At 66.8% G+C, this 13,620-nt stretch carries 10 protein-coding genes; 4 read left to right on the top strand and 6 right to left on the bottom strand.

Going from position 1 to position 13,620, the window contains the following annotated elements:
* Positions 1 to 25: 25 nt before the first annotated feature.
* The 4 genes from ACFVT2_RS16860 to ssuE are packed head-to-tail and all read left to right on the top strand — an operon-like array spanning position 26 to position 4,547.
* Entirely contained in the window at positions 26 to 1,450 is a 1,425-nt protein-coding gene (locus ACFVT2_RS16860) for an aminotransferase class V-fold PLP-dependent enzyme (protein ID WP_390017940.1), read from the top strand.
* A gap of 11 nt (positions 1,451 to 1,461) precedes the next feature.
* Complete coding sequence (locus ACFVT2_RS16855) at positions 1,462 to 2,310, top strand: LLM class flavin-dependent oxidoreductase (protein ID WP_390017937.1); 849 nt, start codon at positions 1,462 to 1,464, stop codon at positions 2,308 to 2,310.
* 55 nt (positions 2,311 to 2,365) lie between these two features.
* Positions 2,366 to 3,985, top strand: coding sequence for an FAD-binding oxidoreductase (locus tag ACFVT2_RS16850; RefSeq protein ID WP_390017934.1), 1,620 nt, complete (start codon positions 2,366 to 2,368; stop codon positions 3,983 to 3,985).
* Between the two features lies 1 nt (position 3,986).
* A complete protein-coding gene (gene ssuE, locus ACFVT2_RS16845) occupies positions 3,987 to 4,547 on the top strand; it encodes an NADPH-dependent FMN reductase (protein WP_390017932.1) in 561 nt (186 codons plus the stop codon).
* Between the two features lie 41 nt (positions 4,548 to 4,588).
* Here the strand turns inward: ssuE and ACFVT2_RS16840 are convergent, their stop codons facing one another.
* The 6 genes from ACFVT2_RS16840 to ACFVT2_RS16815 form a co-directional block, all read right to left on the bottom strand.
* Positions 4,589 to 5,482, bottom strand: a complete 894-nt coding sequence (locus tag ACFVT2_RS16840) for an alpha/beta fold hydrolase (protein WP_390017930.1) — start codon at positions 5,480 to 5,482, stop codon at positions 4,589 to 4,591.
* A 37-nt stretch (positions 5,483 to 5,519) separates the two neighbouring features.
* Positions 5,520 to 6,764, bottom strand: a complete 1,245-nt coding sequence (locus tag ACFVT2_RS16835; protein ID WP_390017927.1) for a beta-ketoacyl-[acyl-carrier-protein] synthase family protein — start codon at positions 6,762 to 6,764, stop codon at positions 5,520 to 5,522.
* Complete coding sequence (locus ACFVT2_RS16830) at positions 6,761 to 7,030, bottom strand: acyl carrier protein (protein ID WP_390017924.1); 270 nt, start codon at positions 7,028 to 7,030, stop codon at positions 6,761 to 6,763. Before ACFVT2_RS16830 ends, ACFVT2_RS16835 begins: the two co-directional genes overlap by 4 nt.
* A 546-nt stretch (positions 7,031 to 7,576) precedes the next feature.
* On the bottom strand, positions 7,577 to 9,361 hold the full coding sequence (locus tag ACFVT2_RS16825; RefSeq protein WP_390017921.1) for a flavin monoamine oxidase family protein: 1,785 nt from the start codon (positions 9,359 to 9,361) through the stop codon (positions 7,577 to 7,579).
* A gap of 1,060 nt (positions 9,362 to 10,421) precedes the next feature.
* Positions 10,422 to 10,658: a hypothetical protein gene (locus ACFVT2_RS16820; protein ID WP_390017918.1), complete on the bottom strand. Its 237-nt coding sequence runs from the start codon at positions 10,656 to 10,658 to the stop codon at positions 10,422 to 10,424.
* Between the two features lie 614 nt (positions 10,659 to 11,272).
* The gene (locus tag ACFVT2_RS16815) at positions 11,273 to 11,800 is read right to left on the bottom strand and encodes a hypothetical protein (RefSeq protein ID WP_390017916.1); all 528 of its coding nucleotides are present in this window, start codon (positions 11,798 to 11,800) and stop codon (positions 11,273 to 11,275) included.
* Between the last annotated feature and the right edge of the window lie 1,820 nt (positions 11,801 to 13,620).

The following is a 13,620-nucleotide window of genomic DNA, read 5'->3' as shown; positions in this document are numbered from 1 at the left end:
CCACTGACGGAGGAGAGAGCGGTACATGCTGACCGAACACCCCGTGCCCACCGGACCCACCCACCTCCAGGACCGCGTTCCGCGGGTCGTCGGCTCCGGCCTGACGGTGCCGCTGGTGACCGGGCAACGGGTGCCCTACGCCAACCTCGACCACGCGGCGAGCACCCCCTGCCTGGTGGAGGTGGGTCAGGCGGTGGAACGGCTGCTCCCCTGGTACAGCAGTGTGCACCGCGGTACCGGGTTCACGTCCCGGGTGGCCACCCTGACCTATGAACGGGCCAGGGACGCGGTCCGGCGCTTCGTGGGCGCCGCGCCCGGCGCGACCGCGCTTTTCACCCGCAACACCACGGACGCCCTGAACCTCCTCGGGCGGGCGCTGCCGCCGCACACGACGGTGATCCGGTTCGCCGCCGATCACCATGCGGCGCTGCTGGCCTGGCGTGGTTCGCGGGTGTGCCGGTTGGGGGTGCCCGCCAGCCCGGGGCAGGCGGTCGGCCTGCTGGCCGGGGCGCTCGCGGACGCTCCTCGGGGCCCGAAGCTGGTGGTGATCACCGGCGCGTCCAACGTGACCGGGGAGCTGTGGCCGGTGGCCGCACTGGCCGAGGCGGCGGCCGCTCACGGTGCCCGCACGGTGCTGGACGCCGCCCAGTCGGCCGCGCACGGCCCCCTGGACATCGCCGCGTGGGGGGTGGACTGGGTGGCGCTGTCCGGGCACAAGATGTACGCGCCGTTCGGCGCGGGCGCCTTGGTGGGAGCGTCCGACTGGCTGGCCGGGGCGGAACCGTACCTGGCCGGCGGCGGGGCGAGCGCGCGGGTCGCCGAAGCGGAGGGGCGGGAGACCGTCCTGTGGTCCGGGCTGCCGCACCGGCACGAAGCGGGCTCCCCGAACGTGGTCGGCGCATACGCGATGGCGGTTGCCGGCGAGGCGCTGTCGGCCACCGGCTGGGACGTGATCACCGCACACGAACGGGGCCTGGCGGCCAGGCTGCGGGACGGACTGGCGCGGATCCCCGGCGTGTGCCCGCTCGGTATGTGGGAAACGGGTTCACCGGCGGTCGGCGTCGTGTCGTTCGGCGTCTCCCACTGCGGCGGGGAACCGGCGGACCAGCGCCTGGTCGCGACGGCGCTCTCCGCGGAACACGGCATCGGCATACGGGACGGGGCGTTCTGCGCCCATCAGGCCGTGCGCGCGCTGCTGTGCCGGGTCCACCGCCACCAGCCGGGCCGGGCCCTGCGGGCCAGCATCGGCCTGGGGACGACGGCGGAGCATGTGGATCGCCTGCTGTCCGCCCTGACGGAGCTGGTGGCCCACGGCCCACGCTGGACCTACCGGAACACGCCGGACGGGTGGTGCCCGGTGCCCGATCCCCGCCCGCTGCCGGATTTCCTGGAACACCGCACCCTCGCCGCGGAACGCGCCCGGCCGGAACAGAAAGGCTGCACACCGTGAAATTCGGCGTCATGCTCTATCCCGATCAGCCCTTCCCGGTACTGACCGAACGCCTCCGCCGGCTGGAGGACCTGCGGTTCGACCACGTCTACCTGCCCGACCACAGCGCCGACCTACGGGACCCGCGCCACACCTGGTTCGACAGCTGGACCGTGCTCGCGACGGCCGCGCTGAGCACCGAGCGGATCAGAATCGGCACGCTGGTCGCGAACCAGATCCTGCGCGCGCCCGCGCAGTTGGCCAAGCAGGCGATCGCCCTCGACCACCTGTCGGGCGGGCGGTTCGAACTGGGCATCGGGGCCGGCATCTTCCCCTGGGACCACCACAGCGTCGGCGAACTGCCGTGGTCGCCCAGGGAGCGCGTGCAGCGGTTCGCGGATTACGTGGCCATCGTGGACGGCGTACTGCGCGGCGGGGCGTTCAGCCACGCCGGCACCCGCCTGTGGGCCCGCGACGTGATCACCGTGCCCGGGTCGCGGCAGTCCCCGCGCCTGCCGATCACCGTCGGCGGCCAGTCCCCGACCCTGGTACGGGTGGCCGCCGAGCGCGCGGATGCCTGGAACACCCACGGCCCGCCCGGTGCGACGGCCGAGGAGGTGCTGCGCATCACGGCGGAGCAGAACACGAGGATCGACCGGCTGGCGTCGGCCGCCGGACGGGATCCGGCGGACATCCGGCGGGGGTACACGATCTTCGGTCCGTGGGACCCGAGGGCAGGGCGGCACGGCTACGAGGAGATCTTCGAGCGCTTCGGCGAGGCCGGTGTGACGGAATTCGTCCTCGACTGGCCGGGGGAGCGGCATGCCGAGGAGTTCGAGCGCGTCGCCCGCGAGGTGATTCCGGCGTTGCGCGGCGACTGACGGTGAAGGCAACGGGGGCGGACGCCCGCTCTTCGCATGGACGAAGGTGACAGGGATGACAGCAGAAGTGACCGGAACACCCGGCGGGCAGGCGCCCGCCACGGAGTCGGCCGGCCGGCACCGGCCCTCCCGGGCGGTCTCGGTGACGAAGGCCGACCGGCAGTACGCCGACCTCGTCAGCGGGCTCAACCAGCGCTACACCGCCGCCCCGGAGGCGATACGCCTGGCCCGCTCCACCGAGCAGGTGGTCGGCGTCGTACAGGAGGCCGTGCGCCAGGGCAAACGGCTGAGCGTGCGGTCGAGCGGACACTGCTACGAGGATTTCGTCTACCAGCCGGACGTCCAGGTGATCCTGGACATGTCCGGGATGCACGACATCTCCTACGACCCGGTCCGCAACGCCATCGCGATCGAGTCGGGCGCCACCAACCTCCAGGCGTTCCAGACCACTTACCCACGGTGGGGAGTCGTCGCCCCCACCGGATTCTGTTATTCGGTCGCCATGGGCGGCCATGTGAGCGGAGGCGCCTGGGGACCGCTGTGCCGGATGCACGGTCTGGTCGTCGACCACCTCTACGCGGTCGAAGTCGTGGTGGTCGACGCCTCCGGGCGCGCCCGTGCCGTCGTCGCCACCCGGGAGGACGACGATCCGCACCGGGACCTGTGGTGGGCCCATACCGGAGGCGGCGGTGGGAACTTCGGCGTCGTCACCCGCTACTGGTTCCGCTCCCCGGGGGCGAGCGGCCGTGACCCGCGCGGGCTGCTCCCGAGGCCGCCCACCGAGCTGCTGGTGAACGCCCTGAGCTGGTCGTGGGACGAGCTCAGCCGCGCAGAGTTCGGCAGGCTGGTACAGAACTACGCGCAGTGGCATGTGGCCAACTCCGCGCCGGACAGTCCGCAGCGCGCCCTGATCAGCCAGTTGGTGCTCAACCACCGGTCGGCCGGGCAGATCGGCATGGTGGCCATCGTCGACGCAGCGGCCCCGGACGCCGGGCAGATCCTCTCCGACTACCTCAAGCAGCTGGGCGACGGCGTCAGCGCGGCCCCCGGAGCGATGACCACGGCCATGGGCGAACTCCCCGCCCTCCCGCGGTTCGCGCAGGCCCGCACGCTGCCCTGGCTGCACGCCGTCCGGATGCTCGGCACCACCAACGGCGTGCTCAACGACCCCACGCTACGGGCCGAGTACAAGTCCTCCTACATGCGGGCGGCCTTCCCCGACAGCCATATCGAGGCCCTCCACAAGCACCTCACCCGCGACGACATCCACAATCCGAACCTCAACGTGCTGCTGACGTCCTACGGCGGCCGCATCAACGCCGTCGACCCGGCCGCCACGGCGATCCCCCACCGGCGCGCCGCCTTCAAGATGCTGTGGCAGGCGTTCTGGAACGATCCGGCCGACGACGACACCTACATCGGCTGGGCCCGGGACTGCTACGGCGAGGTCTACGCGGACACCGGCGGCGTCCCGGTGCCCGGGGAGGTGACCGACGGCTGCTATGTCAACTATCCGGACATCGACCTCGGCGATCCCCGTTTCAACACTTCCTCGGTCCCGTGGCACGACCTCTACTACAAGGAGAACTACCCCCGACTCCAGCAGGCCAAGAAGAGGTGGGACCCGCGGAACTTCTTCCGGCACGGCCAGTCCGTCACCCTCCCCGGAACCTGAGATGACGTCCCTGCTCGCCGTATCCGGTAGTCCGTCCGCCCATTCGCGCACGGCGCTGCTGACCGGCCACCTCGCACGGCGTCTGTCACTGGCCGGCTTTCCGACGGCCCACCTGCGGGTGCGGGACCTGCCGGCCGCGGACCTGCTGGCCGGCCGGACCGAGAGCCCCGCACTGCGACGGTCCCTGGACGCGGTGGAGGCCGCGACCGGGCTGGTCGTGGCCGCGCCCGTCTACCAGGGCGCCTACAGCGGGCTGCTCAAGGCGTTTCTGGACCTGCTGCCCCGGACGGGCCTGGCCGGGAAGACGGTGCTGCCGCTGATGACCGGCGGCAGCACCGCGTACGCCCTGGCGATCGACTACGCGCTGCGCCCGGTGCTCTGCGCACTGGGCGCCCGACAGATCGTACGCGGCGCCTTCGTCCTCGACCGGTCGCTTGAGCCCGCTCCGGACGGCCTCCTCCGGATATCCGAGGACACCGCCCCGCGGCTCGACCGCGCCGTCGACGAGTTCCTCAGCGCCCTCACCGACGGCGTCACGGCCTCCGCTATGACCGGCAGTTGAGGCCCGGCCCGGACGCGCACCGGTACGCCGCCCAACGATCTTTAAAAGGGTGTCGACGCAACTTGCGGCTCGCGTTCCAGCGGGCGGGCGAAATCATCTCGGTCGAGAGGCTGGTCGGTGAAGAACCGAATCATCAGATCCGTGACATCCTCTGCACGCTCCAGCGCGGCCCAGTGGTCCGATTCCGTAAGGGTGACGAAATGGCTTCCTTCGATGGTGTCCGCAAAGGCACGCTGCTGTTCTGGCGTGGACAGGGTGTCATGCTCCCCGCAGAAAACGAGCGTGGGAACGCCCCGCAGGCCGCCAGAGGGTGTCACCGTCTCCACAGTGGTGCGGTTCAAGACACTGAAACCGTGCGGGATGCGGGTGACGGCGTGTGTCATCAGACGCTTGACATAGCGGTGCACCAACTTGCGGTGCCGGACCGTTCGGCTTTCGTCGTAACAGAGGGTAAGTCTTAGTGCGAGGTCGACGAATCCCTTCGTGTCCCCTGCCGCCATGTGCTCCGCTGCTTGACGCCACAGCTCGAATTGGTGGTCACTGATCTCGACGGGCACGCCACCCAGCATCAAGCGTGCAACCCGACCGGGGTGGTGCTGAGCAAAGGTGAACGCGAGCGTGGAACCGAAAGAATAGCCGAAGATGTTGGCTCTGCCGGCCCCGACGTCATCCAAGACCCGTTCAACGACGGCGTACACGACTTCCATGCCCTGATCGGGGCGTAGCGGGTCGGCTTCTCCGGAACCCGGCAAGTCGACGGTGATGAGACTTGCCACGGACTGGAGAGCGGCGTCCAAATTCTGCCACCCATATTTATCTTGCAAGGCGCCACCCAGGACGAGGATGGGTTCCGTCCGGCAATCAGGCTGCGCTAGCACCCGGTACTTGCACGTCAGCCCCTCCACGGTGAGTTCGCGGATCGATTCGGCGGCCATGGATCTCCTTGGGTGATGGTAAAAGCGAGGTGGCAGATCAACCACGGGAGATGATGAGGGCTGAATTATGGCCCCCAAATCCCAGTGATGTTTTCGCTGCACAGTTCAGCTTCGCCGATCGAGCTTCCTTGTGCACGATCTCGACGGGGATTTGAGGGTCAGGCGTTTCCAAGTTGGCGGTAGGCGGCACCAATTGATGCTGCATGGCGAGGACGGCAAAGACGGTTTCGATCGCGCCGGCCGCGCCCAACGTGTGGCCGGTCATGCCTTTGGTCGACGTGACAAGAGGGTGGGCCCCCAGAACGCGGTGCAGCATCGCGCCCTCAAGAATGTCATTCACCACCGTCGATGTTCCATGCGCGTTGACGTGGTCGACGTCGGCACCGGACACATCGGCGTCGGCCATCGCCGCGCGCAGAGCACGTTCGCCGCCGGCTGCGTCAGGGTGCGGGGCAACGGGGGCAAAAGCGTCGTTGGACGCGCCGTAGCCGATGATCTGGGCGCGTACCTGCGCCCCACGGCACCGGGCATGCTCGGGGCGCTCCAGGACGAGCATCCCGGCACCCTCCCCGAGAACGAAGCCGTCGCGACTGGCGTCGAAGGGGCGGCAGGCGGTATTCGGGCTCTGTCGGCGCGTGGAAAGGCCCTTTATTTTGCACATGCTGGCCGCGAGAAGCCGCGAACACGAAGATTCCGTTCCTCCGGCCACGGCGATATCGCATAGCCCGGTGCGCAGGAACTCCCGAGCGATACCGATTGCGTCCGTCCCTGAGGCGCACGTGGTATTGATTCCGAAGCTCGGCCCAGTGGCTTGCAGATCACGGCAGACACTTGCTGCGCCGTTGTTGCCGGCAGTCAGTGCTGCGGTCATCGGCGAGACGCGGCTGGGACCGCGCTCGAACAAGACGCGGTGTTGTTCGCCTTGAAAGGGGAGCCCGCCGTTGGCTGTGCCGACGATGACGGCAACCCGGTCCTTCGGCCAGCTTTCCGGACGCAGCCCAGCGTCGTCCACCGCTTCGCGGGCGGCCAATACCGCCAACTGGGAGAAGCGATCCATCAGTCGGCGCTCGGCCGCGTCAAAGACGTTTGCGACATCGCCGGTAACGAGATACATGAAGTCGTTCGGAAGTCCCTGCAGCTCCTCAGGATGTCCGACTCCTGACGGCGCACTGAACCGTGTTACTTGGTGCCAGTTTTCCCGAACGCCGATGCCGGCCGCCGTTACCAGTCCCAGGCCGGTCACCGCGACTGGATAGGGATGCCGCACAGAACCACCGTTCATGCAGCTGCTACAGACCGAACAGTACTCAGCAAACTCTGGATACTGTGATCAGGCGTCAACTCGACCTCGTCCAGATCGATCTGGAGACTCTTCTCCAGCATCACCCTGAGCTCCTCCAGAGCCATGGAGTCAACACCGACGCTTCTCAGAGTCGCTTCGGGAGTGATCTCCTGACGTGACGCGCCGAAGTTCGTAGAAATCAGTTCGCTTACCTGCTCCATGACATCCATCTGTGCACCCGATTCTGATCGCGCGAGTACCGTCATGCAGAACAACGGTCCAGGAGTCGGCGAGTTACAACACCTTGACAAGTCATTTAAGTTGATGAGACGCCGGTAATAGATGATCTTTGCGGCGGTGATCGAAATCTAGGGAAGCTAAATCCTGGCGCCCACGCGTCGGACGATCAAGCGGATCGGCAACTGCCCGATGCGGTACCGCTGGTTTGTGCGGAACTGTGAAGTCCCGACATGGTGATCGCGGAAGGTGAGTCACCGGATGGCGGCCAGCAATGTGCACTGCGAACTCACCGGAAAATCAGCAGCAACCCGTCGAATCAAATAGGTGGGCTGCCCGACCCTCTTGCCGGCCATTTCAGAATGAGTTCGGTGTGGGGCTTCACTGTCGGGAGGGGGAGACCGTCTGGCGGGTGCCGGGGGCAGTGGGGCCGCTGCCGCGCTCACCACCGGCCTGGACAGCGGAAACGGCCTGCCGGAGAAACCGACAGGCCGTTACGAAAGTTCGAGGTTGATCAGCGGGTCCGGGGTTCGAGTACCTGGTGATGCACCAATTACCCGAGGTGCGGCCGCAGTTCAGCGGTGGTGGATTTCCAGGCTGGTCCGCACTGCGCTTTCCAGCGCCCCCTCGATCCAGGCCGGCTTGAGGCTGGTGTGCTCTCCGGCGAAGTGCACGCGCCCCTCCACGGTGCGGGTGGCCGGGTGGTGCTCATGCAGTTGTCCCGGGGTGAAGATGACCGCTTCGCCGAGTGCGTAACGGGCCCGCGCCCAGGACTGGGTGGCGCCCACGCCGGTGAACTCCTTGCGGACCTGGGGGCCGAACATCCGGGCGAGGTTGTCCAGGGCGAAGGCGTATCGCTCCCCATCGGTCAGCGAATCCCAGCGCATCGCCTCGTCGGACCAGGTGTAGGAGGCCAGGACGACACCGCCGCGGGCTCCCTCCACCACGGACGGGAAATAGGTGAAGCGGTTCGGGGAGTCCGATACGCAGCCCCCGCCGGTGAACCCTTGCTCGCCCCGTTCCCAGAAGCGGTTCTTGAACTCCAGCAGCACCTTGGTGGCCGAGTCGTAGTGGAGTTCGGCGATGGCCCGCCGCTTGGGATAGGAGAGCGCGGGCTCGAATTCGCAGAAGCGCACCGCCGAGAACGGTGCGGTGACGATGGCGTAGTCGCCCTCGAAGACCTGCTGGGGGTTGACGGGCGCGCCGTCGCAGGTTTCCTCCGTTCCCGATTCCGCCGTGGTCTCGATCCGCACCCCGCCCGCGGTCTGAGTGAGCCGGGTCATCCGCCGGTTGAAATGGATGACGCCCTTCAGTCGGGCGGCCAGTGCCTCCGTCAGCATCGCCGTGCCGCCCTCCAACTCCCAGAACCTGGTGGACGGCGTGATGATCGACCGGTCGATCAGGGTGGGAATCAGCGAGTAGTGCAGCCGTGAGGTGACGTTCTCCAGGGTGCCCGCCGCCTGGATGTCCGCCAGGTTCCATCCGGCGCGCTCTACCAGGTACCGATGCGTGGAGTAGTCGTCGAATTCATGGATGACCTTGGACCAGGCGTCGATCTGGCTCTGGATGGGGCCCTCTTGGGTGACCGTCACCGCATTCAGCGCCTTGTCCAGCGCGGCGGACATGGTGCTGGTGGCCGAGGAGCCGAAGGTCCGGTTGATCCCACCGGGCGAATGGGCGTAGGCGCCCCGGGTCACCCGGGTGCCGTTGACGTGGATGAGGGTGCGGGAAGTTCCTTCCGGCGGACGGAAGGAGGTCGGTTCGCCATTGGTCCAGGTCCGGCCGTTGAACGAGGTGTAGACCACCGGCGGCACCTTGCCGCTGGGCCGGGCACCGGGCGCCACGTCGGCGTAGTAGAACAGGCGCCGCTTCAGCCGCAGTTTGTCGGCCAGCGCCAGCACCATGGGGTGGAAGTCCGGCAGCCGCATGGCACCCGCCTCGGCGTGCAGCGACTTGTCGGAGAACACCCCCTTGAAGGTCTTGATGCGGCCGCCGGCCCGATTGCCGTTGGCCTCCACGAGGGTGACCCGGTGCCCGGCCTCCTTCAGCAGCAGAGCGGACACCATTCCGGCGATACCGGCGCCGACGATGAGAATGTGCTTGGGCTTCGCCGACTCGGCGGCCTTGGGCAGTCCGCGGTCGATGAGGATGTTCAGGTAGCGCAGCTTGAGGTCTTCACCGTCGTCGCCCACCATCAGCAGCTTGCGGGCCAGGTCATGGCTGACGTCATCGGCCGCACCGGCCGCCCGGGGCCCGGCGAGCGCGGCGGGACTCGCCCCCGCGGTCAGCGCTCCGGCGCCGAGCGCGGCGGCGGAACCCAGGAATCCACGGCGCCCGATGGGGCGCGGAGAAATAGTCACGGGGCGAAGTTACGAGGGCGGCAACACGGTTGTCAGCGCGATCCTGGACAACGGCAAGAACTCAACTGGCCTACTACCAGGGCGATTTCGCAACTCCACGCCTCGTTCGCTCACCAGTGCCGCATCGTCGCCCGAGCGGCCTTCGCGCCTGGATCCGAAGGGGCGATTTGCCCCCTTATCGCGGGCGGCGGAACCGCGTTGACGAGTGAGCCGCCCACGGGCGCCGGTAGCCGGAACATTCGGTACCGAGCCCAAACATGGAGATCCAGCCGATAGCCCGACCGGTGCGGAGCCCCCGCCCGGGCTCAAAGTCCCAGAGAAGTCCCACAGATGCCGCCGCACCTCCTCCTGTCCCGCGTCCGCGCGGGTCGAGCGGGGTGCGGCGGCATCCGCCGGTCAGATGTCCCGGAAGAGACCAGGCAGTCCCGTGACCTGCTGCGATGGACCGTTGCGGGTCGCTGACCAGCAAGAACGGTCTTTCAGGTCTTTCACGCTGATGCCCATTGATCCGGCCGAAAGTCCCAGAGAAGTCCCAGGGAACTCCCACGCTCACGACCACTCCGACGGCTCTGTGCACGGGGCCGAGACACGGGGTGGGGTGGTATCCGTGCATCGTTGGTCCGCCCTGAACGAATGGCAACGCGCGCTACTCGACCGGCTCGCGGCCGGTGAGAATCCCGGAGCCTGGGAGCCGGGCGAATGGGGCTCGGCGTACGCGCTGCGCGACCGTGGGCTGCTGACGGCCAGGCGCACTGGCAGGGGAGTGCGCGCGGAGATCAGTGAGGCCGGCAGGTTCTATCTGCAACGTGGCCATCATCCAGATGACCCTGCGCACGCGGACAGCCGGGCGAACGGGACGGTCGCTGAGCCTTCAAATGAAGTGGCAGGCGGACGCTGAGCTGACTTCTCCCGTGTGGCCGGTAGCCGACGTAGGGCGCTTACGAAGCGGTGGCTACCGCGGGCCGCTTACTGGAGGTCGGCGAGCTACGGTGCAGGGCCTGCTGCGGGGCCTGTTGTAGGCGCCTGATTGGGCGGGGCACCTACGTGATCGGCAACGTTTTCAGCCACGACTTTCTCGCCGAGCTACTCGCTCGATGCTTACATGCGGATGCTCGGGTACCGCTTTTCCTGGGTCGCTGGCGGTCGGCTCGACCGGCCAGGATCCGCCCGGATAGATGCCGACGGTGTCGGTGTCGATGTGGACGGTCGCGTCAAAGCCACCTGGTCCTTGCACGCGGATGTCCACCTGGTAGAAGGCGCGGTTCTGGCCGCTGTTTTTGATCTCCACTGGAACCATGAGCCCAGCACGCGTGCGGATCGGTGCGTAGACCGTAACGTCGCCCTTGACGACGGCACTTCGCTGGAAGTTCTTGTCGTCTGCTCCGGATGGAGACGCCGACGGGTGAGCTGGCCGTCCGGGGCCGGCAGGGTCGGTGGCAGCCCGTTCCCGCTCGCCGGTCGTACCAGAGGCAGCGGTAGCGGAAGGTGTCAGGGAGGCAGATGCTGAAGCGGGCGGGGCGGAGGACGGGGATTCGGTACTTGACGCTGTCGCGCTGGGGCTGTTGTCAGCCGGAGGATCGGCCTCGGCGTGCTTACTGCTGCACCCTAAAACTAACGTGCCGACGGCCAGCACCACAGTTGTGAGTGCCACAGCCCGACTCGCGCCGGATATGCGCTGACGCGGCGGGTGGGAGTCGATTGCGGAAGAGAGCATGGTGGGCCTGGCCTTCGGTGGGGTCGTCGATCGACATCGAGCGGGTAACCGTTCCATCGGTGGTGGCGGTGCTACCAACGTTCTGGCGCACCGCCACCACACGCGTCTGGGCACCTTACAGACCGCCACACCTGGTGCGGAACTCGTTCGATGCCACCGAACTTCCCGTCAGTGGCAGGAAGTTATCGGCTGCCTGGTTAGTTGCACGGCGTCGCGTAGTCCTGCCGGTTGATGGTGTAGGAGCCAGCGCTGGCGGAGTCCTTCATGAGGGCCGTGAACTTCGAGCAGAACACATAGTTCCCCGTGATCCGGACCGGGCCGGCGTACTGGGAGAAGGTGCCCTCGTCCACGGCGCACTTCGGGTTGACCTGGTTTTCGCAGAGCTTGAGCTTCATGTACTTCGCGCTGTTGGTGTTGTTGTCGAAGATCGCGCAGGCAGCTGTGAGGTCGCTGTTGTTGTAGAGGAACAACGTCCCTTTACGTGACGCATCCGGAAGGCGCTCAGCGATCCACAACTCATAGCCCGAGCCACACAGGTTCGCTGCGGCTTGGGCGGCCTTGGGCTCGGCCACGGCTATAGCGCGGGTCTCCTTGCTGGCCTTCGGCGAGAGCGCCACCTTCGTGTCTGCGACGGAACCATCTGCGGCCGAGGCTTGCGGCGCGGTGATCCCGAGCAGCGTTACGGTGGCCACTGCGGTGAGCGCTCGAAACGCGGTCGTTCTCATTTCGGACACGTGTCCCCCCAGGTTCTGTTGATCGATTGGAATGGCTGGGCGCCTGTCTGTTCAACCGGACGGGGTGTCCTCACCGTCGACGGCAAACAACGCGCAAGGTCACGTCCTTGCGCAGAGAGAACCGGCAGCAGCACTTTCGGAGTGCTGCTCATCCCTCGATGCCCTGTGACAGCCCACGACCTGCAACGAATGGTCGGGGCGGATCACACCATAAATTACCTTGGCGCTGATCACGGTAGGGATTAGTGGGTCGCGGCTGGAATCGTTCGCTCTGTGCAAGGGTGTTGTAAAGCCGCTATGGGATCGCTGACGTGCGGTGTAGCCGACTTCGGCAAGGCAATGAGGGCGCATTTCCGTTTGATTGGGTTGGCTCGTTCGCCTCCCTTCGGGGTGAGCGGCACAATCTACTCGGAGTGGCCCGTGCACCCGGAACGGGAACCTCAAGATTCGGTTTACGTGCGAGGAGATACCTCGTGGTCCGAAGTCCGCGCAATCCCAACTAGGGATCGAGCCACGTCCGGACACCTGCAAGAATCGCGGCCTGCCTGGCTGTGCGATGCCGGCCTGCATCGACCGTAGGTCGGGATGAGTGGCGCTCCGCCGCCCCTCTTTGCCGCTTCTCGAGCCGCTCGGAGTGACATGACGTCGAAATCCGTCCGATATCAAGCATTGCGTCACGCTCGGCTCCCCCCTGCGGGGAGATGTCGTGCGCCGAGTGAGCGAGGATTGACACCCTCGGACGTGACGCACGCCACAGCGTTACGTGCTGTCACGTGTCCAGTGGGTGCATGTGTCGCATTAGCGCGGTAGGGGCGGCGGGTGCTGGGTTAGCGGTGACTCTGTGTTCTCTCATGGCTGAGTTCTGATCACGGGGTATTTTTTATCCCCTTGTGGCGCTGGTCTCGTGGTGTAGGTTCCTGGCTCGTCGCGAGACTGTCCTGGCTCGCGTGAACCGGGGGGTTCACCAGGACGGTTCTCCCTTGCGATTAAGCTATTTCGCGTTTTCGCCCCGGGGGGTCCCATGATCGACGCTAATGCCAAGCCCGCCAGTAGAGCCAGAGCGTCGCAACACGCCTGCTGCGCACGCCTCTGCCATCATCGTGGGTGGCCGACACGCATTGCCGCATAGTCGTGTGATGCGACACCTGCTGGGCTGGGTCTAAACTCCGCATCCCTGACGGGAATTGGGCCGTTCGCGCCTCAAGCTTTCTTCGGGAATGAGTGCGCGATGGCGCGTCGACGACGAGACCCCGTGCAGGGTGAGATCTGTGCGCATCAGGTGAAGATCACGCATGGGGCACCGCTCGGCCGCTCAGACGCCTCTTTCATGACCACGCAAACAGCAAGTAGCCTGCTTGCGTCAGGAACTTCAGGATTTAATGCGCGCCGAGACGTTCCCCGTTCTGCGGCGCAGCGGTAGGTGCCGCATACCAACCCTGAACTGCAGCGTACAACTCCCAACAGCTGACAGGCTGTTGGGGGATAACCGTCACAGGTGAAATTCTCCGCGGCGAAAATGGGAGATCCCCATCGTAGCGGCATTCAACGCTGCGGCTCCCAAAGATCACGAGGCCACCCACGCGCGTTCAAAGAACCCGCGTGCTCTCGCCTCCCGCGACATTGAGCTCCGCATCAGCCATGCAAAGAAAGGCACCCTATGAGATCCGGATCTCGAAGAACCGTGGTGGGGGGCCCGGCCGCCCCCCCCCCACAGTTATTGGGAGTACAAGCCCCCCCCCCCACCCCCCAACCCCCCCCCGTACCCACCACCCCCCCCACCCCCACCCCCCGTGCGCCCCCACAGTAGCATA

It is taken from the genome of Streptomyces sp. NPDC058000 (assembly GCF_042886435.1).
Classification (GTDB): Bacteria; Actinomycetota; Actinomycetes; order Streptomycetales; family Streptomycetaceae; genus Streptomyces.
This window is presented reverse-complemented; position numbering and strand designations above follow the sequence as displayed.

What these genes read in the sequence shown, in the direction of transcription:
- ACFVT2_RS16860 (WP_390017940.1), top strand. Translation starts at nt 26, where the DNA reads ATGCTGACCGAACACCCCGTGCCCACCGGACCCACCCACCTCCAGGAC.
- ACFVT2_RS16855 (WP_390017937.1), top strand. Translation starts at nt 1,462, where the DNA reads ATGCTCTATCCCGATCAGCCCTTCCCGGTACTGACCGAACGCCTCCGC.
- ACFVT2_RS16850 (WP_390017934.1), top strand. Translation starts at nt 2,366, where the DNA reads ATGACAGCAGAAGTGACCGGAACACCCGGCGGGCAGGCGCCCGCCACG.
- ssuE (WP_390017932.1), top strand. Translation starts at nt 3,987, where the DNA reads ATGACGTCCCTGCTCGCCGTATCCGGTAGTCCGTCCGCCCATTCGCGC.
- ACFVT2_RS16840 (WP_390017930.1), bottom strand. Translation starts at nt 5,482, where the DNA reads ATGGCCGCCGAATCGATCCGCGAACTCACCGTGGAGGGGCTGACGTGC.
- ACFVT2_RS16835 (WP_390017927.1), bottom strand. Translation starts at nt 6,764, where the DNA reads ATGAACGGTGGTTCTGTGCGGCATCCCTATCCAGTCGCGGTGACCGGC.
- ACFVT2_RS16830 (WP_390017924.1), bottom strand. Translation starts at nt 7,030, where the DNA reads ATGACGGTACTCGCGCGATCAGAATCGGGTGCACAGATGGATGTCATG.
- ACFVT2_RS16820 (WP_390017918.1), bottom strand. Translation starts at nt 10,658, where the DNA reads ATGGTTCCAGTGGAGATCAAAAACAGCGGCCAGAACCGCGCCTTCTAC.
- ACFVT2_RS16815 (WP_390017916.1), bottom strand. Translation starts at nt 11,800, where the DNA reads ATGAGAACGACCGCGTTTCGAGCGCTCACCGCAGTGGCCACCGTAACG.